This window comes from Collinsella sp. CLA-ER-H8 (assembly GCF_040092335.1).
Lineage (GTDB): Bacteria > Actinomycetota > Coriobacteriia > Coriobacteriales > Coriobacteriaceae > Collinsella.
In genome coordinates this window covers 1-22,151 of sequence record NZ_JBBNLU010000003.1, presented here as the reverse complement: position 1 = coordinate 22,151, position 22,151 = coordinate 1, and the positions used below count along the sequence as shown (strand labels likewise).

Below are 22,151 nucleotides of genomic sequence, written 5' to 3'. Positions count from 1 at the left end.
AAGGTGCCTGTCCCCTTTGTGGTGGATATGGACTCACGGCGAAGCTAGTGACGGAGTCCCAGCAGGCCGCGGCCGCGATGACGGGCCTCGGCGGAAACCTGGGCGTGCGGGCCGGCGGCTTTGACGGACTCGGGCAGGTGCGAGTACTTCTTCTCGAAGTTCTCCTCGAACATCACCGCCAGGTTGTGCGCGGCCTCGTCGTAGCGCGCGGTGCTCTGCCAGTATTGGCGCGGCACCAGGATGCCATCGGGCACGCCGCGGCACGTCGTGGGAATGTCGACGTTAAAGATGTCGTCGTGCACGAACTCGCTATCCTCGATGGTGCCGTCGAGGGCGCGTGCGACCAGCGAGCGCGTGTAGGCCAGCTCGATGCGATGACCCACGCCGTAGCCGCCGCCAATCCAGCCGGTGTTGACCAGGTACACGCGCGTGCGGCCGTCGGCAATGCGCTCGCCAAGCATCTTGGCGTAAACCATGGGGTCGAGCGGCATAAACGGCTCGCCGAACAGCGAAGAGAACGTGGGCGTGGGCTCGGTGACGCCGACCTCGGTGCCGGGAATCTTAGCCGTAAAGCCCGTCACAAAGTGGTACATGGCGGCATCGGCCGTCAGGCGTGAGATGGGCGGCAGCACGCCAAAAGCGTCGCAAGTCAGGAACAGCACGACACTCGGAGTGGTGCCCATGCCCTTAGTCCACGCGTTAGGAATGTGCTCCACGGGATAGGCCACGCGCGTGTTGTGCGTGATCGAGATGTCGTCGTAGTTGGGCTTGCGGTTCTCGTCGAGCACCACGTTTTCGCAAATGGCGCCAAAACGGACGGCGTTGAAGATCTCGGGCTCGTGGAAGGCGTCCAGGCCCTCGCATTTTGCGTAGCAGCCACCCTCAATGTTGAAGATACCCATGTCGGACCAACCGTGCTCGTCGTCGCCGATCAGCAGGCGCGTGAGATTGGCCGAAAGCGTGGTCTTGCCGGTGCCGGACAGGCCAAAGAACACGGCGGTCTCGTGCGTGACGGGATCCATGCTGGCCGAGCAGTGCATGGGCAGCACGTCGTCCTCGACGGGCAGCAGATAGTTCATGACGCTAAAGATCGACTTTTTAATCTCGCCGGAATAGCCGGTGCCGGCGACCAGAATCACGCGTTCCTGGAAGTTGATGACCACGGCGGCACTGGAGTTGAGGCCCTTGATGACAGGATCGCACTGGTAACCGGGCGCTGCGAGCACGCAGAAGTCGGGCTCGCCGGTGCGCGCGATTTCGCGGGCAAGCGGGCGGGCGAGCATCTGCTTGATAAAGAGTGCCTGGCTGGCTCGCTCGCAGGCAACGAGCAGTCGACGCGTGTGGTTGCGGTCGGCGCCTGCCATGCCGCGGGTGACGAACACGTCGCGCTCGTTGAGATAGTCGACGATGCCGGCCTTGATGGCCTCATAGCTCTCGACGGACAGCGGGCGGTTGACCGCGCCCCAGGCAATCTTGTCGTGAACATCGGGGGTGTCAACGATAAAGCGGTCATTGGGGGAACGGCCGGTACGCTCCCCCGTCTCGATCACCAGCGCGCCGTTGGATGCCATGCGGCCTTCTTCGCGGCGGATAGCGTGCTCGACGAGCTCCGCGGCGGGCAGATCGACCAGCAGACGGGGTTGATTCTCGGCGGGATCTTCGACCAGCGTAATACCAAAATTGGACAGAACTTCTGCAGGGGTAACACCAGGCATGGGGCCTCCTTTAAAAACGCGGCACGTGGACGCGGCGCGCACTTTACTCACGTAAAGCCCGTTGTACCCGATATGCAAAAACGTTTTTGCGGCAAGGGCGGCAAGCCCGCCCAACGGTCAAAAATCGCAGGCAAGCGGCCCAGTCATTGGGGACGTTCTTAAACGACTAGTCATTGGGGACACTCTTGAACAGGCAACATTCAAGGAGTGTCCCCGGATGCCGGCACTTAGGGACGTTCCCAAAGTGCCGGCACATAAGGAACGTCCCTAAGTGCCGACTACTGAATGGCGCCGCCGAAATTATTGAACAACCTGTTCAAAAACACGAATGGATACCACCGCGACTATACTAGAGCGCAGCAATAGAAAGGACCCCGCTTTGAGCATCACGCCCCTCGATAGCATTCGCCGCGCCATCGCCCGCCGCAATGGCGTCGCCGACTCCGCCGTAGCGGGCAGCGGCACCGCAAGGGCCCAGGGCGGCCGCATCGAGAACGGCCTCTTCCCTGCCTCCCACACGGCCGAAGAGCTCGCGCGCATCCAGGAGCTGAGTCAGCGCAACGCCGGCGGACCCGATAGCAGCCAAGCCACACGCCGTCGCCGCGAGCGCAATCGCCAACCCGGCCCCATCCACCGCATGGTCAACGCTTGGTGGAACCGTCTGCTCGGCGCCGTCTACGGCGGCGGCTTCTCCATGCAGGAAGCGGAATACGAAGAGCACGCCACCCGCCGCGACTATCTTTGGAACACCCTCGGCACCGCCGTGTGGGGCATGGCGTTTCCTCTGCTCACCATCGTGTCCACACAGCTCGCGGGTGCCGAGGAGGCCGGTAAGTTCTCCATCGCCTTCGTCACCGGCACGCTCATCATGATCGCATGCAACTACGGCGTGCGCAATTTCCAAGTCTCAGACATCGACGAAAAGACGTCCTTTGCCTCCTACCAGCTCAACCGCTGGCTTTGCGGAGCGCTCGCCCTAGGCTGCGGCCTCATGTACAGCAGCGCCCGCGGCTATGACGCGCAGATGGCGACGATCGGCCTGGGCGTCTACCTGTATAAGGTCATCGACGGCATCGCCGACGTGTACGAAGGCCGCCTGCAGCAGGCCGACAAACTCTACTTGGCTGGAATGAGCCAAACGCTACGCTCCGTCGGCGTCATCGCGGTCTTCAGCGTGGCGCTGTTCCTCACACGCAGCATGCCCATCGCGGCCATGGCCATGGGTGTCACCGCGATCGTCTCGCTCGTGCTGGTCACCGCGCCGCTCGCCCTGCTCGAGACCGAAAAATCGCGCCGCGTGAGCCTGCGCGAGGTCGGCCACCTGTTTGTCCAGTGCGCCCCGCTCTTTGGTGCACTGTTCCTGTTCAACCTAATTGAGAGCATGCCCAAGTTTGTGATGGAAGGCACGCTGGCATACAAATATCAGCTGTACTTTAATGCCCTGTTCTTTCCGGCGCAGGCTATTTTGCTGAGCATTGGATTTATCTATAAACCGCAGCTCCTGCGCTTGTCGAGCATTTGGGCTAATCCTCGCAAGCGTCATCGCTTTGACCTGATTATTGTTGCCGTTATGGCGCTGATCGTGGTCATCACCGGCGTGTGCGCCGCATTTATGGCAGGTCCCGGTATTCCCCTCATGAGCTTTATGTACGGCCTCAGCTTTGAGCGCTACCGTACGCTGGCGCTGCTGATGGTCGTCGCCGGCGGCGTCACCGCGGCCATCGACTTTATCTACGCCATCATCACGGTGCTGCGCCACGCTGGAGACGTCACCAAGATCTACCTGATCTGCTTCGCCGTAAGCGTGGTGCTGCCGGTGATCTTGATTAAGCTGCTGGGTCTGATGGGCGCCGTGGTGAGCTACCTAGCCATCATGGCCCTACTCCTGGTGCTACTGATTATCGAGTACGCCCACATCCGCCAACGCATCGAACGCGACCGCAACCCATACGGCGCCTAATTAGCTGCCCGGTCACCGGAATTTGCGATGGAATCACCCCGGCTGGGGTCTCGTTGCGGACACGCAAAACTAAGTGAGTAGACTTATACTGAATCCCGGACCACACCGACAGAGCACAAGTCTTTGACCTGCGGTTTTATTGAGGCAAATATGTTGGGTGCTCGGCATTTCCAAAAAAGTCTACTCACTTAGCCAGCGGGCAGCCAAATGATTATTTAATCCCCGTCCCAGAGAAATCAATTAGCGGGCAGAAGGGCAAAAGTAGTCAAAAAAGCCCCGTCCCAAATTAGCTACCACTTGCAACAATTATTCGCCCGGGTTGATGTTCGCGTAGAACTCCGCCCCATCATCGAGCCGCAGGATGCCCACGCGGCCGAACTCGGAGCCGGTGGCGGCGGCGCAGTCGATGTCGATGCGATCGGGCACACCAGCAGTGTCCTCGCCGCCCAAGCGCACGATCTGCCCGCGTCCCGATTCCTCATCGAGCCCCGCCAGACCACCGACCTCGCAATAGCGCCCAAGCGATACCGTGGGCGTGTGACCGCTCACCACGACCGGGCCCTTGCCCTCGGCAGAAAGCAGCCCGGTCGACGCATCCCAATAGCCATGACGAATCCACAGCAGGTCATCGGACGACTGCACCGCGAGCATCTGCTGCAGCAGCTCGCGATCGGCACCCACCGCTCCAACGCCATCGGCACAATCGACGCCATGCTCAAGCAAAAACGCCTGCGCCGCCTCGGTCTCAATACCGGCATGTACCAGCAGATACGGGCGCTCCTCGGTCTCGACCACCGCGTAGAGCGGCAGCGCGGCCATCCATCGCACGAGCTCCTCGTATGCCTCAAATTCCATGTCGTTGAGCTGCTCACGCGTCGTCCAGCCACCGTTGATATCCCAGGTCTCGGCATCGAGCGGATCCTGGCCAATGATGGCATCGAGCATGATCTGCTCGTGATTGCCCTTGAGCACGCGGGCGTTGGGCAGCGAGCGCACGAGCTTAATAACGCCGACCGGATCGGGCCCGCGATCGATCATGTCGCCCAGCACGTACAACGTGTCGTCGGACGTCAACGAGATCTTAGACAGGGCCTCGTCAAGCGCACGCACGTGCCCGTGAGCATCAGATGTCACATAGATCGCCATGGTACGCCTCTCCTTGCATTGCGGCCGAAGCCCGGCGCCGCAACTAAAACTTCAAGTTGAACTTAAACGTTACCCATTGTACTCCGTTGCAATAAAGCTGGAAAGGGTTTCCGAGCAGAGGCAAAGACGGCAGCCGTCTATGACGATATCGCGCACGCCCGCAATCCAACCCCATAAACCCACCATCTCTGGGTACAAATGACCGCAGACAACTGACCGTGCCACGCCAACCACCCAGGAGCGGACACTATCCATGAACCAGATCCTTCTCTTTATCGGCCTCGTCATCATTTTGTGCCTGACCATCAAACCCGTCGGCAAAAAACTCCCCTTCCCCACCCTGCTCATCTTTATCGCGCTGGGCATGCTGTTGGGCGTCAACGGCCCGACGCATATCGACTTTAGCGACTACGCACTCACCGAAACCGTCTGCAGCACGGCGCTGCTGTTCATCATGTTCTACGGCGGCTTTAACACCAATATCGACCGCGCCAAGCCCGTCGCTGCGCCGGCGGTGCTGCTGAGCACGCTCGGCGTCGTCATCACTGCCGGCATCACCGGCGTATTCGCCCACTTTGTGCTGGGTTTCGACTGGATCGGCGGCCTGCTGCTGGGATCGGTCGTGGCGTCCACCGACGCGGCCAGCGTCTTTAGCGTTCTGCGCGAGCACAGCCTTTCGCTGAGGGGCGGCACCGACTCGCTGCTCGAGGTCGAATCGGGCTCCAACGATCCCGTCGCCTATATGCTCACCGCCGTGCTCGCCACACTCGCGGCCGGCGGCGACATCAACATTCCCGCACTGCTGGCCAAGCAGATTATCTTGGGCGTGGGCCTGGGCCTCGCCATCGGCTGGGCGGCGGGCCGCCTGATTGAACGCGCGCACGCAACGGCCGAGGGCGCGCAGACCATCTTTTTGTTCGCCGTGGCCATCGTCGCCTACGCGCTGCCGAGCTACCTGGGCGGCAACGGATTTTTGGCCGTGTACCTGGCCGGCATTGTGCTGGGTGCGAGCGACATCACCGGCAAGGTCGAGATGGCGCACTTCTTCGATACCCTCACCGAGATGGCCGAGATGACGATCTTCTTCTTGCTCGGCCTGCTCGTAACGCCCGCACGCCTGCCGCAGATGCTGCTGCCGGGCCTGGCGCTCATGGCGTTTATGCTCTTTGTGAGCCGCCCCATCGCCGTCGGCGTGCTCCTAGCGCCCTTTAAGACGAACCCTCGCCAGGTTGCGCTCGTAAGCTGGGCGGGTCTGCGCGGCGCGGCTTCGGTCGTGTTTAGCCTCTTTACCGTGGTGGCCGGTGTTCCTGGCGGTCACGACCTGTTTGACCTGGTATTTGTGATTGCCGTGTCGAGCATTGTGGTGCAGGGCTCGCTGCTACCGGCGGTGGCGAAAAAGCTCAATATGATCGACGCGGAAGGCGACGTGCGCCGTACGTTTAACGATTACCGCGACGAGGACGGCATGTCGTTTGTCAAGTTCAAGGTGGGCGCGGGCCATCCGTTTTCCGGACGCTCGCTCGCCGATATTGGCAGCGCCACGGACATGCTCGTCGTCCTGGTGCTGCGCGATGGCGCTCACCCGGTGCTGCCCAATGGCGATACCGTGATTGAGGAAGGCGACCTATTGGTGATGGCTGCCCCGACGTTTGAAGAGCGTGCCGAGGTTACGCTGCGCGAGGTCACCGTGACGCCCCACGGTCGCCTGGCCGGCCAGCGCCTGCGCGACGTGCCGCAAGGCAAGCATCCGTTTATTGTGGTGATGCTCAAGCGCGACGGCCAAACGATCATTCCCGATGGCAACACCCTAATATACGCCGGCGACGAAGCCGTCATTGCCACACTGGCGTCGTAGCGGGCAGGAGGTAGCTAATTTGCGGCGAAGAGATCAAGCGCCTAGAGAACCTCATGTCTTCGCTCGCAGATTTGGATTTGCCTGAGGAGTAAGGTCACCTCTCCCCCATGTAACAACCCTGTAAATCATAGCAACGCACTCGAGTTTTACCGTGATGCGGTCGCGTCTGGCGCTCCACTGTGCTAAAGTATCCCGAACGTTCAAACGACTACGAGGGAGACTAGAAGATGGCACGTGTGCACAACTTCTCAGCTGGCCCGGCCGCACTGCCTACAAGCGTGCTCGCCGAGATCGCCGACGAGATGATGGACTACCGCGGTTGCGGCATGTCCGTGCTCGAGATGAGCCATCGATCTAGTATGTACCAGCAGATCATCGACGACGCCGAGGCAACCCTGCGTCGCCTGCTGAGCATCCCCGACAACTACCGCGTCCTGTTTTTGCAGGGCGGCGCCACACTGCAGTTTGCGGGCATCCCCATGAACCTCATGCGCCGCGGCCGCGCCGGCTACATCGTGACCGGCAACTTTGCCAACAAGGCACACAAGGAGGCCGCCAAGTACGGCGAGGCCGTGCTGCTCGCGAGCTCCGAGAACACCAATTTCGACCGCATACCCACCATGGCCGACATCAACGCGCGCATTGCCACCGAGGCCGCGAGCGACGGGCTCGACTACGTCTACATCTGCCAGAACAACACCATCTTTGGCACCATGTACCACGAGCTGCCCGCTTGCGGCGACGTGCCGCTGGTCGCCGATGTCTCGAGCTGTTTTCTGTCGCAGCCGCTCGACGTCGAGCGCTACGGCCTCATCTACGCCGGCGCGCAGAAAAACGCCGGCGCCGCGGGTGTGACCGTGGTCATCGTGCGCGACGACCTCATCGCAGATGGCCCCGCCTTTGCGCAGACGCCGCAGTACATGGACCTCAAGACCCAGGCCGCCAAGGGCTCCATGCTCAACACGCCCAACACCTTTGGTATCTACGTATGCGGCAAGGTGTTCCGTTGGGTTGAGAAAACCGGCGGACTTGCCGCCATGGCCGAGCGCAACTGGGCCAAGGCCAATCTGCTCTATGACCTGCTCGAGCACAGCGAGCTGTTCCATAGCACTACGCAGGCCGACAGCCGCTCCATCGCCAACGTCACCTTCCGCACCGGCGACGCCGAACTCGACGCGGCCTTTGTCGCAGGCGCGGCCGGGCACCAGATTCAAAACGTCAAGGGCCATCGCCTGGTGGGCGGTATGCGCGCCAGCGTCTACAACGCCGTAACCATGGAAGACGTGCAGGCACTGGCCTCGTACATGAAGGACTTCGAAGCGCAGCATAGTTTGAGCCCGCGATCTAACTAGCCCGCAACGCGCGGGCCGACCAGCCATCTCAAACCACCCTGTTTAGATCAAAACCTGCTAAGGAGTTTTTCTATGCGTAAGATTAAGACCATCGACGACATCACCAAGGACGGCAAAGTCGAGTTTGGCGAGGGCTACGAATTTGTGAGCACCACCGAAGAAGCCGACGCCATCCTGATGCGCTCGACCGACCTGCACGGCTACGAGCTGCCCGAGGGCATCCGCGCCATCGCCCGCTGCGGCGCCGGCGTCAACAACATCCCCATCGAGGAGTACGCCAAGAAGGGCGTCGTCGTCTTTAACTCCCCCGGCGCCAACAGCAACGCCGTCAAGGAGCTCGTCCTGGGCATGCTGGTGCTTTCGAGCCGTGGCGTGGTGCAGTCGATGAACTGGGTGCGCGACAACGCCGACGATCCCGAGATCCAGGTCGATGCCGAGAAAGCCAAGAAGGCTTTTGTGGGCCGCGAGCTCAAGGGCAAGCGCATCGGCGTCATCGGCCTAGGCAACGTAGGCTCCAAGGTCGCCAATGCCTGCGTCGACCTGGGTATGGACGTCTACGGCTACGACCCGTTCATTTCCGTCGAGCACGCGTGGGTGCTGAGCCGCGAGGTGCAGCGCGTGGGCACGCTCGAGGACCTCTGCCGCGGCTGCGACTACCTCACCGTGCACGTGCCCAGCAAGGCCGACACCATCGGCATGATCAGCACCGAGCAGATTAACCTGCTGGCACCCGACGCTGTGCTCATCAACTACGCACGCGAGACCATCATTGACGAGGACGCCGTCGGCGACGCCCTGCGTGCAGGCAAGCTCAGCTGGTTTAGCTGCGACTTCGCCACGCCCAAGACCGTCAAGATGCCCAATACGTTTATCACCACGCACTCGGGCGCCGGCACAGGCGAGGCCGAGGCCAACTGCGCCGACATGGCCATCAGCGAGCTCAAGGATTACCTGGAGAACGGCAACATCGCACACAGCGTCAACTACCCCGCCTGCAGCATGGGCAAGGCGCGTGCCGCAAGCCGCATCGCCTGCCTGCACGCCAACGTGCCCAACATGATCGGCCAGATCACGGCAATCCTGGCCAAGGACAACGCCAACGTGCAGCGTATGACCAACGAGTCTGCCGGCGAGAACGCCTACACCATGTTCGACACCGATGAGCACCTGGATAGCAGCACCATCGAGGCGCTCAAGCAGATTCCGTCGATGTATCGCGTGCGCGTAATCAAATAGCGCCGGCTGATATGACGGGCAGTTCCCCATGTGGCCTGCCCGTCACTGACATTGAATGCCCGCGGGGGCGCCTTTCGCACGAGAGGCGCCCCCGTTTTTGTGAGCACTCCATTAAATGCACTGAGCCGCTTCTTGGCATACAATCTGTATGTTGACCTAACTATCTGTGAGGTGCCTATGGTTGATACAGATTTTGCTTGGCGGCTTACGCAAGGACTCGTGCGGATCGACAGTTCCGACCCAGGTGCGTATGAGGGCGAGATTGAACGCTATATCAAAGCGTTGGTTGAGGCTCAATTGGAGCGGTTGAGCCATCCGGTGCTCCATGCCGTGCAGGTTGAGGAACTCGAGGTGCTGACCGGACGCCGCAATCTCATGGTCACCGTGCCCGGTTTGAGCGACGAGCCACGGCTCGTCTACATCTGCCACATGGATACAGTCACCTTGGGCGACGGCTGGGACGCGGACATTACGCCGCTCGGGGCGGTCGTGCGCGACGGCAAGCTCTACGGCCGCGGTGCCTGCGATATGAAGGGTGGCCTGGCCTGTGCCATTGCCGCACTGGTCCATACGCTCGAGCGCGTGGCGGCGGATGGCGCGCTGCCCCGCCGCGGCTTTTCGCTCATCTGCTCGGTCGACGAGGAAGACTTTATGCGAGGCTCCGAGGCAGCCATCGATGCCGGCTGGGTCGGTTCGCGCGAATGGGTGCTGGACACCGAGCCCACCGACGGACAGATCCAGGTGGCGCACAAGGGGCGTACGTGGTTCGAGATTGAAATGGCTGGCGTGACGGCGCATGCGAGCCAGCCGTGGAAGGGCGCGGATGCCGTCGCCGCCATGGCCGAGGTCGTGTGTTCGCTCCGTCGCGCGTTTGTGGCGCTGCCCGCGCACGATGAGCTGGGGTCTTCGACCATCACGTTTGGCCAAATCGAGGGCGGATATCGCCCCTATGTCGTGCCCGACCGCGCCAAAGTCTGGGTCGACATGCGCCTGACCCCGCCGACCGATACGGCCGCCGCGATGCGCATGGTAGAGCAGGCCATCGCCGTTGCCGAAGCCGCGGTCCCCGGCTGCCATGGAAGCTACACCGTGACAGGCGACCGCCCCGCTATCGAGCGCGATCCAAGCTCTCCTCTTCTAGCCGCGCTCAAGCGTGTCGCCGATGACGTGACGGGGGCGGACACAACCGTCGGCTTCTTTACCGGCTACACCGACACCGCTGTCATTGCCGGCAAGACAGGTAACCGCAATTGCATGAGCTACGGTCCCGGGTCGCTCGCGCTCGCGCACAAGCCCAACGAATATGTGCCCCATGCCGATATCGTTCGTTGTCAGCAGGTGCTGATCGCGCTCGCCGATAACGTGCTCTGGGACGCGAGCGGCCAAGTTGGGGCATAATAAGCCGCGAACAAACCGACTCGTGCGTTAGGACCGCCCATGAAAGCACTTCCGTTTCCCTGCATCCGCCCGGCTCAGGACCGCGTGCTCGAGGCGCTGCCTGCAATGGGCAGCATCCTGAGCGGCAACGATGCTCTGCGCGGAGCCATTGCCGATGGCCTGATGCTCAAGGACCCGGGTGCGGCGTATTACGTGTACGAATGCTCGGGCGAGCCGGGGCGCGTAACAGGTGTCGTGGCGATCTGCCCGACGAGTGTACTTGCGGGCGGCAAGGGCGTTGCCAGCGCTGACGTGGCCGCCGCTGCGCACGCGATCGCCGAACTCAAAGTTCAGCCTCGTCCCGTGTCGCTCGCCTACGAGGCCTCACCCGTCATGGATATCATCCTGGGCGCCGCCAAAGAGGGCGCGTCGCTCTACGCCGTCACCGACCCCGCGGGCATTACGCACCGCGCGTGGGAGGTCAAGCGCGAGGACGCCGTCGGGGCCACCCGCGCTATGCTCGACCAAGCACCGGAGCCAGCACTGGTCGACGACCCTACCTACGCTGCCGCGCTGGTCGGGGCATCACAGCTCCTGACCGACGATGCCCGTGCCGCCGGCACCTACACGGGCAAAGAGCCGTTCAACTTTGCCGTAGCTGTACTCTTCCCCGCCGCGCAGGTCAGCGGCGGCGTGCCGCAGGTTCCGACGGGTCTGCTCACGCACCAGGTCGCGCGGTTCTAGCAAGACCAGACCGTCCAGCACAAAAATCGGCAGCTCAACAAACAGGGGGCGGAGATGCAGCAGGTACATGCATCTCCGCCCCTTTTGCGTCGAGAAGTTATGCCGGCGACCCGTGCCGCCGCGCTCGCGTTATCCGCGCTGCGGACCTGCAGTAGCCACAAGCGGTTCAAGCCCCAGCTCGCGCGCGTAATCCTCCTGCGTAAAAATCTCAATCAGCTCAAACGTGCCGGCCTCGTCGTTAAACACGAAATGCAGCACCGAGCAGTTGCCCGGCACGCGATCGCGCTCGTCAGCCGCCGCACCCTTCACGTGGTCCATGAACTCCTTGATGGCCGAGCCATGGCTTACCGCGAGCACGCACATATGGTCCGGACGCTGCATAAGCTCGGTCAGCGTCGCCACCATGCGCTCGCGCACTTGCATCTGGCCCTCGCCGCCAAACTGGCAATAGAAGTCGCGGCACGGGCGCTCGGGCATGAGCACCACGCGCTCGGCCTCAAAGTCGCCAAAGAACCACTCGCGCAGGCCGTCCAGGCGCTCGTACGCCAAGCCCGGCCACAAGTTGGCGATAGTCTGCTCGGTGCGATGAAGTGTGGAGGTGTAAGCATGATCGGGCTCAATGCCGCGTGCGCGCAAAAACATACCGGCGCGCGCCGCCTGATCGCAGCCCAGCTGCGTGAGCGGCGAGTCACTCCAACCCTGAATGATGCGCTTAAGGTTGAATATTGTCTGCCCATGACGAACCAGATACAGGTCTTTATTCATAGGGGTCCTTTCGTTCGTTACCAACACAAGAGCGAAAACGCCCCGTCGCAATAGCCAAAATGAAGCACGGCACCGTTGTCGGGTAGCTCTCCCTCGCCAGTCACATACTCAAGAAACTCCTGGCAGGCTGAGCCGTGGGAAACCGCCAGCACGCAGTCGTGTTGCGGCCTGGCCATGATGCGGGACAGCGCCGCGACCATGCGCGACTGAAGCTGCACTTCCGACTCGCCGCCAAAGGCCACCGGATAATCGCCCCAGGGCTGCGGCGGCATCTCGCGATTTGATGTGCCCTCCAGCGAACCAAAATGCCACTCACGCAGGTCATCGACCAGCTCAATGGAACGGCCCTCGCCAACGATAAGCTCGGCCGTATGCCGCGCCCGGCCCAACGGCGAGGAATACACATGATCAAAGGCCACGCCACGCGCCGCAAACGCCGTACGCGCCGTCAGCGCCTGCTCGCGCCCGCGCGCCGTAAGCGGCGAATCGTGCCAGCCCTGCAAAATGCTCTGCACATTGAGCTCAGTCTGCCCATGCCGCACCAAATACAGATCTGCCACACACCCTCCCCTCGTACCACCACAAAGGGGACAGGAGTCTTTGTGGTGATTTTGCCGCCGGATTGCGCCGCAACGACGCACAACTACAGCAGCACGTCGGCAAGCGGACGCTTGGGTACGTGGTGCACCCGCGCCTCGTCGCGCCAATAATTGATGGAGCCGTCGGGGTTGGAATCGATCGCATCGATCACCTGTGTCTCGGCCGGAACGCCAAACGCCATGATCAGCTTGAGCTCATATTTGTCGTTATCGAGCCCCATGGCATCGATCGCGTGGGGCGTAAAGGCCTTGAACATGCAGGCTGCCACCTCGGGCGTGGCGCTGCGGGCGGCGAGCATCATCGTCTGCGCGGCAATGCCCGTGTCGACATCGGTAATGGGAGCGGCGGGCTTGCCCGGAACGGCGCGCTCAGCAAGAATCGCGATGTAGCCGGTCGGGCGCTCACCCTCGGCAGGACCCGGCCAGTCCTTAAGTGCGCCGGCCCATGCGAGCTCGTCAAATACACGCGCGCAGTCCTCTGCACCGCTTACCACATGAAAACGCAGACGCTGAGCATTGGCACCACAGGGAGCCAGGTGCGCAAGTTCCGCCAGCTCGAGCAAAAACTCGCGCGGCACGCGCATGGACTCGTCAAAGCGGCGGCACGTGCGGGCGCGGCGAACCAACGCATCAAACGCGTCCAAGCCGAGCTTTTCGCAACCCTGCTTTGCCATCGACTCAGCGCTTACCGGCGCCGCGGGAACTGTTTCGTTCATAGGGACCCCCAATTTCGGGCAATTGTTCTTAGGAGAATCTAACCTAAAACCTAGGCAATTACATACAGCGGCGTAATGTTCTACAATTGTTGATTAATCCTCACTGGAGCGGGAACAAAAGTAACAATTCGGGAATGTGGGGCGGCAATTCGTCCTTCCCGCCCCATGCATCGGCGCCCTTGGGCGATACTTGTTGCAGCACTTTTGGCGTACGCCGCACGGAGAGCAATGAACGCGACGTGCACCACACGGAAAGGAGACATTATGGGCATCTTTAAGAACGATGACCAAAAATCGAGCCAGTTTGGATTTGACGAGAAAAGCATGGCGGGCAAAGCCGTCAAGGCCGTACGCTGGATCTACGCCATCACGGGCGTCTTAGCGCTCATTGCTGGTATCGCGCTGCTTTTTGCACCCGCCAAGTCCCTCGTCTTTTTGACGACTGTCCTGGGTTTTTACTTTGTAATCACTGCTGCCATCAGGCTGTTCACTGCCATTTTTGAGCCGCTGCTGCCCACCGGCTGGCGCGTGACGAGCATCATCTCCAACCTACTCATTATCTTGGGCGGTGTCATAATCCTGCGCAACCAGGCCTTCTCGACCGCGACGCTCACCACGATGGTGGTTATCGTGGCCGGCTTTGGCTGGATTGTCGAAGGAGTCATGTCCATTCTGGAGTCCGAGCTTTCGTCCAACCGCGCCCTCGCTATCCTGAGCGGTGCACTCTCCATCATCGCCGGCATGTTCGTGTTTATCTATCCGCTATGGTCGGCCAAGATGCTCGTCATCTTTAGCGGCGCCGCGCTGCTGGTGTTTGGCGTTACGCTGATTGTTCGCGCTATTCAATTTGGCAAACTGGCGCACTAGATGCCGCGAACGCTCTTTATTGATGCCGACGCCTGCCCGGTCACGCGCGAGTCGATTGACTGCGCGCGGCGGGCGGGCGTCGCCGTTGTTATCGCCGGCAACAGCACGCAAAACCTGGAACGGCACATTCGCCGCGACGACCCGCGCGATGCCGAGCACGCGCGACGCGGCTTTTGGGTCACGACGCTCGACGTGAGTGTGGGCGCCGACAGCGCCGACTTTGCCATTGTCGAACGCCTGCAGGCGGGCGACGTGGTCGTGACGCAGGACATTGGCTTGGCGAGCATGGTGCTCGGGCGCGATGCCGCCGCCATCGGTGTGCGCGGGCGCGTCTACGACAAAGCGACCATCGACATGCAGTTGTTTATTCGCCACGAGGAAAAGAAGGTGCGTCGCGCTGGCGGTCGCACCCGCGGGCCGGCAGCCTTCACCAGCGAAGATCGCGCTCGCTTTAAACGCAACCTCACCGAGCTGCTGCGCTAACCAAGGTAGATTTTTGGGACATGTCCGGAAATCTGCTTTTTGCTTTGGGCGGTGTGAGCGCTCAAAATCCATGGCTCAACAAAAAACGGGTTTCAAAATGCCATGCGTCGCCGCATTGTGCAGGCGCCGAGCATGGCTATTTTGAAACCCGTTTTGTTAGGCCCACTTAGAGGCCGAAGGCGGATAGGATGAGGCCCCAGCCGGCACCGATGACGTACATCATGATCAGGAACAGGACGTTTTCGCGGGCGCTGCGGTTGGTGCGGAACAGCACCAGGTAGCCCACACCGGCAGAGATGAGCGTGCCGGCGAGCATCGGGGCCAGCTGCAGCGCGCCTTCCAGGTACAGTTGCGTGATGACGACGCTGGCCGAGCAGTTGGGGATCAGGCCGACGAGTGCCGAGCCCAGGACGGCGAGCGTCTCGTTGCCACGCAGGAACTGCTCGATCGCGGACTCGCCGAAGGTCTCGAGCACGGCGACCAGGACCAGCGTCACCAGGAAAATAAAAACCGAAACCTGCACAGTGTGCGAGATGGCGCTGCGAATAATCGACAGGAGGGGCGCGCCCTCGTGAGAGTGGGAGTGACCGTGGCCATCATGGTGTTCATGCTCGTCCTCATGACCGTGATCGTGGCCATGTCCGTGTTCGTGCTCGTCCTCGTCTTCATCGCAACCGCAATGGTCGCGCTCGCACAGCTCATGGATGTGATCGGCGCTCACGCCCGCCTCGGCCACCTCGTCGATGATGTCACCGCCAGTGTGGTCGTCGTGCGCGCAGTTCACATGAGCCGGATTAGCAGCGGTCCCCAGCACGGTACGGCGAATCGCCGCATGTGCGCGAGCGTTACGACGCAGGCCGCGAATGGCGGCGTCCACGATAAAACCCGTGACCAGCGCGATCAGTGCCTTCGAAGCCAAAAGCATCGCCATAGTCTGCACGGGCACCTGCTCTGCGAGCAACAGCGGCAGCATCTCATCGGAGGTCGAAAGGAACACCGCCACCAACGTGCCCAAGGTCACGACGCGACCGGCGTACAGCGTGGCCGCCATTGCCGAAAAGCCGCACTGCGGCACCATGCCCAGCAACGAGCCAACCACGGGGCCCGCGGCACCGGCGCGCTTGATGGCGCCGTTAACGCGGTCGCCCGCAACGTGCTCCAGGGTCTCGAGGGCCAGATACGTCACCAACAAAAACGGCACCAGCGACAGCGTGTCCCTGCCAGCGTCGAGCAAAATACCAATCAGCAAATCCATGAAGGATGGAACCTTTCGTGTCTTTCGGCAGCATTGTAAAAGTCCTAGCGGTCAACTAGGGTATTGTAGTTGACCTAGACGTGGTGCCAATAGTTGCCCATGGTAAACTATCATCTCGCCATAACTCAATGCCACCGAACCGCGCGACGCGGCCCGTCCAAGGAGCAGTCTATGAACGTTTCGCAAGCACTCGAATACGAGCGCCAGCCGTTTATCCCCATGTTTATCTATGGCGATCACGGCGCCATGGAGTCCGAGCGCCAGAAGGGCGAAGAGGCCCTTAAGGTGCTCGAGACCGAGTACTTTACCGCCGAGGGCGACCCCGGCTTCGACTTTGCCACCGTGCGCGACCTGGCCGACCGCAACCGCGACCTGTGCGACCAGATTGGCGAGGCACGCCTGCGCAACGTGACGCCCGCGACGCTTTCGCGCGGCCTGTCCGATGCCGACACCTGCGCCGCCATCGGCAAGATGCAAAAGCGCACCGCCGCGTCCGTCATGCGCGAAATCCGCGGCGACCGCGACGCGCTCGGCGTCGCCTACGCGCGCAAGCCCATCCAAGGCACCGTGCTCGGCATCGACATCGAGACCACCGGCCGTGCACCCGAGCGCGGCTACATCATCAACGTGGGCTGGGAGATCATGGAGCTCACCAGCGACGCCGTCCCGCACGACGCCGAGGCACACTACTGCGGCCTGCCCGATATCTACCGCGGCGAGGATGTGCCGCTGTCGAATATCCACCACATCACCTGGGACGACATCGACGGCAAAACGCCCTTCCGCGAGAACAAAGAGCTGCAAAAGCAGCTGCTCAAACTTATGAAGAAGTACCCGTACATGGCGCATAACGCCGCGTTCGAAGACAGTTGGTTCAAGATCCACCTGGACGGTTACGCCGAGGCACGCCGCGCCGGCAAGATCATCGTCATCGACTCGCGCCAGATCTGCCGCAGCCTGGATGCCGACGTCCGCTCGCTCCCCCGCGAGTCCGCGCCCGCCGCGCTCGAGAACTGGGCGCGCCGCCGTGGCACCCTCGCCGCCGACGCCAACGAGCAGCACCTGGGCCTCGACGACACCGACCTCATGCTCCGCACGGTTCAGGCCGAGTTCAACCTCAAGAACCTATTCGCCAAGTAGAAACGCCTGCGACAAACCCCGGCGTAGATCACGAGCGGTCTCGCAGCGGGAAACCCCGCAGTGGGGCCGCCCTACGTTCCACAGATAGATTTGCCATCACAAATTCTGAACACTCATTGCGAACGATTTCAGCCAATTCCCGACACGCAATTCGTTGTCGGATGGTGATGCATCGATATCAAATGTGCAGCAATTGAGTATTTCTATGCTATAGCCGAGCTGCGAAAACGTTTATTTATGGCATACCAACCCATAATTGCGTCAAGCTTTTGGACAGCATTTGGTTAGACCTCTAAAACGGCTTTTCCACTCAGCGCCGTCAACACGGCATTAGCTGACACGATATATACCATGAGTATCGTATTGTCACATACCACTGCAAAAGCGGTCTACCAGGCCGCGCATTCAGTGTCTGCGAAAGGCATCGAGTCCTGTAACCCTGCCGCGATTTACGGATCATGTCCCACCGGAACGCTCCTTGACGCAGCCGCAGAATGGCTCACCAAACATGATGTTTCCCTCGACGCGAATGATTCCCTCGAGGTGATGGTGTTTGATCGCAGGAATGCGCGCCATGCAATGAACTGTCAATGCCACGTTTCTTCAAAACGATTCTCGAACTCACGCTTTATAGAGCTCAAAGATGGCATCTTCATTGTTGGCGTTGAGCTTTGCGCACTTCAGGCCGCCACCTATCTTTCTTTTCGCGAACTAGTGGAGTACTACTTTGAACTGTGCGGCGCTTATTCCCTTGGAACCGACTCTTCCACCTCCTATACCGAGCGTTTCGCGCTCACCTCGACCGAGAGGTTAAAGCAGTTCTTTAATTCCATTACCAGATGCGACGGTCTGGCCCTTGCCCGAAAGGCGATCCAATGTGTGCGCGACGGATGCCGGTCTCCCATGGAAACGGCATTTGTCATGATGCTAACGCTGCCCAAAAGCGAAGGAGGGCTTGGTATTAAGGGAATTGAGACCGATTACGAGGTGCAGGTCACCACTGCCGCAAAGAATCTCACGAGACGCAAAAAGTTCTTTATGGATGCGTATCTAAAGAAATCTCGCACAGACATTGAATACAACGGTTTTTATCATGACGCGGAAGAAGACCGCGCCATCGATGAGGAGCGCAAGAATGCACTTGCGTCCATGGGGTACGGAATCATCACCGTCAGCCGTTATTCCTTTATGCATGCCAGCTCTTTTGTTAGGGTCATGGAAGCAATCCAGCGGAAAGAGGGCGTACGCCCCTCGCGTCTGCCAAAAGACTTTCAAATCATGCAAGAGGACCTGAGACAGTTTGTGCTCAGAAGGTTTATAGAAGAGAAAAAGCGAATTCAGAAGCAGCTTCGCCAGGATTCCGAAGAGCGTCAACGAATCGACCTTGAAAAAGCAACGCTCGAAGGCATCACGCTGGATGACCCGACAATTAATGAAGTTCCGGCAATCGATGACATGCAGACTGTCGAATCCGACAGCCCATCATTTGCCCAAACAGGCAGCCTCGCGCCCGAGGGCAGGGTCTTCGGGGCCGGAGACTAGGCCGGCTAACAAGGTGGGTACCCTAGCGACGTGCAAAATTGCGAGTATTCAGCAGGGTCGGGTGTCTATCACCCTCGAGTGGATCCAAATGTGAAGCGAAACGCTCTTGCGTGAGAGCGTTAGGCAACATTTGAGGAAGAACTCATCGGATTAACACCCTAAGATAACTCTTGAACTGCATTATATGACCTGCAATAAATTAGCGGACCCCCTATAGTTGCAGAATACTCCATTTTTTGCACGGCACGAGGGTGCCCACCTTGGCATCGACTATCAAAAAACGCTCAGTCCGGGATCTCGTCCACTATTCCCCATCATTTTGTACAACGAATTACCTGAACGTCATTGACATATGAACATGCACTCATATAATCGAAAGTAAATTATATGAGCGCATGTTCATATGAAAGGATATTGCAATGAGCATCCGCGTTGATGAAACGAAACTCGACATCGAGGCCACCGAACCCGCGATCCCGACCACCTGCTCGCCCGAGGACCTTCCCGACGAGGAGCTTCTCTACGACCTCGCCGACCTGTTCAAGGTCTTCAGCGACACCACGCGCATCAAGATCCTCTATGCCCTCATGGGCCGCGAGCTCTGCGTGGCAGACATCGCCGAAGCGACCGAAACCTCGCAGTCCGCGGTGTCGCACCAGCTGCGCACACTCAAGCAGTCGCACCTGGTTAAATTCCGGCGCGACGGGCGCAATATCCTCTACTCGCTCGCCGACGACCACGTCTACACCATGCTCAACCAGGGCATGAGCCACATCTGCGAATAGCGACCAACCACGGTACCAGCGCGGCCTGCACCCAAGCCGCAAATACAGAGAAAGGAACCCACCATGAAAAAGCAGTTTAAACTCGACGAGATCGACTGCGCCAACTGTGCGCGCGAGCTTCAGGACGAGCTGGCCAAGCTCGAGGGCGTCAAATCCGTGTCCGTCAACTTTATGACCCAGAAGTTGACGCTCGAGGCCGATGACGCCGAGTTCGACGAGGTGCTCAACCGCGTTGTAGAGTTTACGGCCGACGCCGAGCCGGACTGCGAGATAATTCTCTAGCCCAGGTTTGCGCCAACCCGCAAGGCCGCGCTTGCCGCGCCCTTTGCTCGCGAAATTATATGAGCGAGTGTTCATACATTCAAATGGGAGGATACGAGTCATGGCCACCGCCGACCCCAAGAAGAAAAAGAAGAAGCGCAAGAAGAAAGAGTCACTCGAGCATAAGCGCAACCGCATCCTGGTAGCGCTGGGCATTTTTGCCGTGGTGTACGCCCTCGATGAGTTCGGCACCCTCACCGCCGCATTCGGTACCCCGGGCGACATCTACGCCAGCTTTATGCTGTTCCTCATACCGTTTTTGATTGCCGGCTACGACGTGCTGCAAAAGGCATTCAATAACATCCGCCGCGGCAAGGCCTTCGATGAGAGCTTCCTTATGGCAGTCGCGACCATCGGCGCGTTTGCCATGGTGCTCTTCCCCGATACCGACCCGCACATGGCCGAAGGCGCCGCCGTCATGCTGTTCTACCAGGTCGGCGAGCTGTTCCAGGCATACGCCGTGGGCAAGAGCCGCAAGTCAATCAGCGCCATGATGGACATCGCGCCCGACTACGCTAACGTCGAGCAACCCGACGGCACACTCGAACAGGTCTTCCCCGATGACATCGCCGTCGGCACCGTGATCGTGGTCAAGCCCGGCGAGCGCGTGCCCATCGACGGCGTCATCGTCGAAGGCGAAACCCAGCTCGACACCGCCGCCCTTACCGGTGAGTCGGTCCCCCGCCCGGCCAAAACCGGAGACGATATCATCAGCGGCTGCATCAACATGACGGGGCTCATCCACGTGCGCACCACCAAGCCCTTTGGCGAGTCCACCGTCGCGCGCGTTCTGGAGCTCGTAGAAAACGCCAGCGAAAAGAAGGCGCGCACCGAGAACTTCATCACGCGCTTTGCCCGCATCTACACGCCCGCCGTCACCGGCGCTGCCGCGGTACTCGCGCTCGGCGGCGGCTTGGTCACCGGCGCCTGGTCCGACTGGATCCTGCGCGGCCTGACCTTCCTGGTCGTCAGCTGCCCGTGCGCGCTCGTGATCAGCGTGCCGCTGAGCTTCTTTGGCGGCATCGGCGGCGCGTCCAAGCTGGGCGTTCTCATCAAGGGTTCTAACTACCTCGAGACGCTCGCCGACGTGGACACCGTCGTCTTTGACAAGACGGGCACCCTCACCAACGGCACGTTCTCGGTGGTCGCGGTACACCCCGAGGCCGGCTATACCGAGCAGTCGTTGCTCGAAGTCGCAGCCCTTGCTGAGTCGTTCTCCGATCACCCCATCGCGCAGTCCGTACGTGTCGCCTACCAAGGCGAGGTCGACCCCAAGCGCGTTAGCAACTCCGCCAACGACGCGGGCCACGGCGTGACGGCAACCATCGACGGCAAGCACGTCGTCGTTGGCAACGCAAAGATGCTCGCCGCGGCCGGAGTCGAAGCGCCCGATTGCGAGGTCGTCGGAACGATTCTGCATGTGCTCGTTGACGGCGTGTACGCCGGCCACATCGTGATTGCAGACACCGTCAAGGCCGATGCTGAGCAAACGATTCGCGACCTGCACGCCGCCGGTGTCAAGCGCACCGTCATGCTCACGGGCGACCGCGAGGAAGTGGCTGCTGCGGTGGCCAAGCGGCTGGGGCTCGACGAGTTCCACGCGCAGCTGCTGCCGGGCGACAAGGTCGAGCGTGTTGAAGCGCTGCTGGCAGCCGAATCGGGCAAGGGCAAGCTCGCCTTTGTCGGCGACGGCATCAACGATGCGCCCGTGCTCACCCGCGCAGACGTTGGCATTGCCATGGGCGCTATGGGTTCCGACGCCGCGATTGAGGCCGCCGACGTGGTGCTCATGGACGACAAACCGTCCAACATCTCCCGCGCGATCCGCGTGGCGCGCAAGACCATGTCGATTGTTTGGCAGAACATCATCTTTGCGCTGGGCATTAAGTTGCTGATTCTGGTGCTTGCGGCACTGGGCATCGCCAACATGTGGCTTGCCGTGTTCGGCGACGTAGGCGTGGCGATCATCGCCATCCTGAACGCCATGCGCGCGATGGGTGTCAAGAACTTGTAGCGTTCGTGGGCTGTCCGGCCGGGGCCGGGCTTGGTTTTGAAAACGTCCTCGACCAATGAAGTGCCCCCGTTCTGCTCCTTCGGAGCTACGAACGGGGGCACTTCTGGTCTGACGCTCCTATTTGGCAAGGTGTTTTTTAGAATCCATTTTGCGCTCGGCCTCGAAGGCTTGCCTGTCCCAATCGAGCGGAAGTCCGGCCTCGACCCACGCCTCGTAGGCCCTCCTTATGGGCTTGAGCTCCCTTTGGCCCCTCTCCAGCATCGAGATGTACTTCTCGCT

19 protein-coding genes are annotated in these 22,151 nt (G+C 60.7%); 13 read left to right on the top strand and 6 right to left on the bottom strand.

Features of this window, described 5'->3' with window-relative positions; translation table 11 throughout:
• Positions 1–44 precede the first annotated feature (44 nt).
• Positions 45–1,715, bottom strand: a complete 1,671-nt coding sequence (gene pckA, locus AAAX72_RS02485; RefSeq protein ID WP_349128892.1) for a phosphoenolpyruvate carboxykinase (ATP) — start codon at positions 1,713–1,715, stop codon at positions 45–47.
• A 379-nt stretch (positions 1,716–2,094) separates the two neighbouring features.
• Here pckA and AAAX72_RS02480 point away from each other — a divergent pair, with 379 nt between their 5' ends.
• Positions 2,095–3,675, top strand: a complete 1,581-nt coding sequence (locus tag AAAX72_RS02480) for a lipopolysaccharide biosynthesis protein (RefSeq protein ID WP_349128890.1) — start codon at positions 2,095–2,097, stop codon at positions 3,673–3,675.
• Positions 3,676–3,981: 306 nt separating this feature from the next.
• Here AAAX72_RS02480 and AAAX72_RS02475 read toward each other — a convergent pair whose 3' ends face one another.
• Positions 3,982–4,821 carry a metallophosphoesterase family protein gene (locus AAAX72_RS02475; protein WP_238023057.1) on the bottom strand — a complete coding sequence of 280 codons (840 nt, stop codon included), beginning with the start codon at positions 4,819–4,821 and terminating at the stop codon, positions 3,982–3,984.
• Positions 4,822–5,074: 253 nt separating this feature from the next.
• Between AAAX72_RS02475 and AAAX72_RS02470 the strand changes: the two genes are divergently transcribed.
• From AAAX72_RS02470 to AAAX72_RS02450, 5 genes are all read left to right on the top strand, one after another.
• Positions 5,075–6,676, top strand: coding sequence for a potassium/proton antiporter (locus AAAX72_RS02470; protein WP_349128888.1), 1,602 nt, complete (start codon positions 5,075–5,077; stop codon positions 6,674–6,676).
• A gap of 227 nt (positions 6,677–6,903) precedes the next feature.
• On the top strand, positions 6,904–8,028 hold the full coding sequence (serC, locus tag AAAX72_RS02465; RefSeq protein ID WP_349128887.1) for a 3-phosphoserine/phosphohydroxythreonine transaminase: 1,125 nt from the start codon (positions 6,904–6,906) through the stop codon (positions 8,026–8,028).
• Positions 8,029–8,100: 72 nt separating this feature from the next.
• Positions 8,101–9,264: a phosphoglycerate dehydrogenase gene (locus AAAX72_RS02460; RefSeq protein ID WP_349128885.1), complete on the top strand. Its 1,164-nt coding sequence runs from the start codon at positions 8,101–8,103 to the stop codon at positions 9,262–9,264.
• 177 nt (positions 9,265–9,441) lie between these two features.
• On the top strand, positions 9,442–10,662 hold the full coding sequence (locus AAAX72_RS02455; RefSeq protein ID WP_349128884.1) for a M20 family metallopeptidase: 1,221 nt from the start codon (positions 9,442–9,444) through the stop codon (positions 10,660–10,662).
• 39 nt (positions 10,663–10,701) lie between these two features.
• Positions 10,702–11,385, top strand: a complete 684-nt coding sequence (locus AAAX72_RS02450; protein ID WP_349128883.1) for a DUF1015 family protein — start codon at positions 10,702–10,704, stop codon at positions 11,383–11,385.
• A gap of 129 nt (positions 11,386–11,514) precedes the next feature.
• On the opposite strand, the gene AAAX72_RS02445 is transcribed toward AAAX72_RS02450, so the two are convergent.
• The 3 genes from AAAX72_RS02445 to AAAX72_RS02435 form a co-directional block, all read right to left on the bottom strand.
• Positions 11,515–12,150: a histidine phosphatase family protein gene (locus tag AAAX72_RS02445; protein WP_349128882.1), complete on the bottom strand. Its 636-nt coding sequence runs from the start codon at positions 12,148–12,150 to the stop codon at positions 11,515–11,517.
• Between the two features lie 17 nt (positions 12,151–12,167).
• Positions 12,168–12,710, bottom strand: a complete 543-nt coding sequence (locus AAAX72_RS02440) for a histidine phosphatase family protein (protein ID WP_040359466.1) — start codon at positions 12,708–12,710, stop codon at positions 12,168–12,170.
• Positions 12,711–12,793: 83 nt separating this feature from the next.
• A complete protein-coding gene (locus tag AAAX72_RS02435; RefSeq protein WP_006235441.1) occupies positions 12,794–13,465 on the bottom strand; it encodes a nitroreductase family protein in 672 nt (223 codons plus the stop codon).
• Between the two features lie 264 nt (positions 13,466–13,729).
• Between AAAX72_RS02435 and AAAX72_RS02430 the strand changes: the two genes are divergently transcribed.
• Together AAAX72_RS02430 and AAAX72_RS02425 are read left to right on the top strand one after the other, a co-directional pair.
• The gene (locus tag AAAX72_RS02430; protein WP_349128879.1) at positions 13,730–14,332 is read left to right on the top strand and encodes a DUF308 domain-containing protein; all 603 of its coding nucleotides are present in this window, start codon (positions 13,730–13,732) and stop codon (positions 14,330–14,332) included.
• A complete protein-coding gene (locus AAAX72_RS02425; RefSeq protein WP_006235439.1) occupies positions 14,333–14,815 on the top strand; it encodes a DUF188 domain-containing protein in 483 nt (160 codons plus the stop codon). It abuts the gene before it with no gap.
• Between the two features lie 166 nt (positions 14,816–14,981).
• Here AAAX72_RS02425 and AAAX72_RS02420 read toward each other — a convergent pair whose 3' ends face one another.
• Positions 14,982–16,070, bottom strand: coding sequence for a putative manganese transporter (locus tag AAAX72_RS02420; protein WP_349128878.1), 1,089 nt, complete (start codon positions 16,068–16,070; stop codon positions 14,982–14,984).
• A gap of 171 nt (positions 16,071–16,241) precedes the next feature.
• Here AAAX72_RS02420 and AAAX72_RS02415 point away from each other — a divergent pair, with 171 nt between their 5' ends.
• The 5 genes from AAAX72_RS02415 (at position 16,242) to AAAX72_RS02395 (ending at position 21,872) form a co-directional block, all read left to right on the top strand.
• On the top strand, positions 16,242–17,210 hold the full coding sequence (locus tag AAAX72_RS02415; RefSeq protein WP_118935060.1) for a 3'-5' exonuclease: 969 nt from the start codon (positions 16,242–16,244) through the stop codon (positions 17,208–17,210).
• 351 nt (positions 17,211–17,561) lie between these two features.
• Entirely contained in the window at positions 17,562–18,752 is a 1,191-nt protein-coding gene (locus AAAX72_RS02410) for a hypothetical protein (RefSeq protein ID WP_349128875.1), read from the top strand.
• Between the two features lie 419 nt (positions 18,753–19,171).
• Positions 19,172–19,537 (top strand): metalloregulator ArsR/SmtB family transcription factor, encoded by a 366-nt coding sequence (locus tag AAAX72_RS02405; RefSeq protein ID WP_035137284.1) that lies wholly within the window; start codon positions 19,172–19,174, stop codon positions 19,535–19,537.
• 63 nt (positions 19,538–19,600) lie between these two features.
• A complete protein-coding gene (locus AAAX72_RS02400; RefSeq protein ID WP_035137286.1) occupies positions 19,601–19,819 on the top strand; it encodes a heavy metal-associated domain-containing protein in 219 nt (72 codons plus the stop codon).
• A gap of 100 nt (positions 19,820–19,919) precedes the next feature.
• Positions 19,920–21,872 (top strand): heavy metal translocating P-type ATPase, encoded by a 1,953-nt coding sequence (locus AAAX72_RS02395; protein ID WP_349128874.1) that lies wholly within the window; start codon positions 19,920–19,922, stop codon positions 21,870–21,872.
• The last annotated feature ends 279 nt before the right edge of the window (positions 21,873–22,151 follow it).

Bases quoted from the DNA above. Each gene is read 5' to 3' on its own strand.
- pckA (WP_349128892.1), bottom strand. From the start codon at position 1,715: ATGCCTGGTGTTACCCCTGCAGAAGTTCTGTCCAATTTTGGTATTACG.
- AAAX72_RS02475 (WP_238023057.1), bottom strand. From the start codon at position 4,821: ATGGCGATCTATGTGACATCTGATGCTCACGGGCACGTGCGTGCGCTT.
- AAAX72_RS02470 (WP_349128888.1), top strand. From the start codon at position 5,075: ATGAACCAGATCCTTCTCTTTATCGGCCTCGTCATCATTTTGTGCCTG.
- serC (WP_349128887.1), top strand. From the start codon at position 6,904: ATGGCACGTGTGCACAACTTCTCAGCTGGCCCGGCCGCACTGCCTACA.
- AAAX72_RS02460 (WP_349128885.1), top strand. From the start codon at position 8,101: ATGCGTAAGATTAAGACCATCGACGACATCACCAAGGACGGCAAAGTC.
- AAAX72_RS02455 (WP_349128884.1), top strand. From the start codon at position 9,442: ATGGTTGATACAGATTTTGCTTGGCGGCTTACGCAAGGACTCGTGCGG.
- AAAX72_RS02450 (WP_349128883.1), top strand. From the start codon at position 10,702: ATGAAAGCACTTCCGTTTCCCTGCATCCGCCCGGCTCAGGACCGCGTG.
- AAAX72_RS02445 (WP_349128882.1), bottom strand. From the start codon at position 12,150: ATGAATAAAGACCTGTATCTGGTTCGTCATGGGCAGACAATATTCAAC.
- AAAX72_RS02435 (WP_006235441.1), bottom strand. From the start codon at position 13,465: ATGAACGAAACAGTTCCCGCGGCGCCGGTAAGCGCTGAGTCGATGGCA.
- AAAX72_RS02430 (WP_349128879.1), top strand. From the start codon at position 13,730: ATGGGCATCTTTAAGAACGATGACCAAAAATCGAGCCAGTTTGGATTT.
- AAAX72_RS02425 (WP_006235439.1), top strand. From the start codon at position 14,333: ATGCCGCGAACGCTCTTTATTGATGCCGACGCCTGCCCGGTCACGCGC.
- AAAX72_RS02420 (WP_349128878.1), bottom strand. From the start codon at position 16,070: ATGGATTTGCTGATTGGTATTTTGCTCGACGCTGGCAGGGACACGCTG.
- AAAX72_RS02415 (WP_118935060.1), top strand. From the start codon at position 16,242: ATGAACGTTTCGCAAGCACTCGAATACGAGCGCCAGCCGTTTATCCCC.
- AAAX72_RS02410 (WP_349128875.1), top strand. From the start codon at position 17,562: ATGAGTATCGTATTGTCACATACCACTGCAAAAGCGGTCTACCAGGCC.
- AAAX72_RS02405 (WP_035137284.1), top strand. From the start codon at position 19,172: ATGAGCATCCGCGTTGATGAAACGAAACTCGACATCGAGGCCACCGAA.
- AAAX72_RS02400 (WP_035137286.1), top strand. From the start codon at position 19,601: ATGAAAAAGCAGTTTAAACTCGACGAGATCGACTGCGCCAACTGTGCG.
- AAAX72_RS02395 (WP_349128874.1), top strand. From the start codon at position 19,920: ATGGCCACCGCCGACCCCAAGAAGAAAAAGAAGAAGCGCAAGAAGAAA.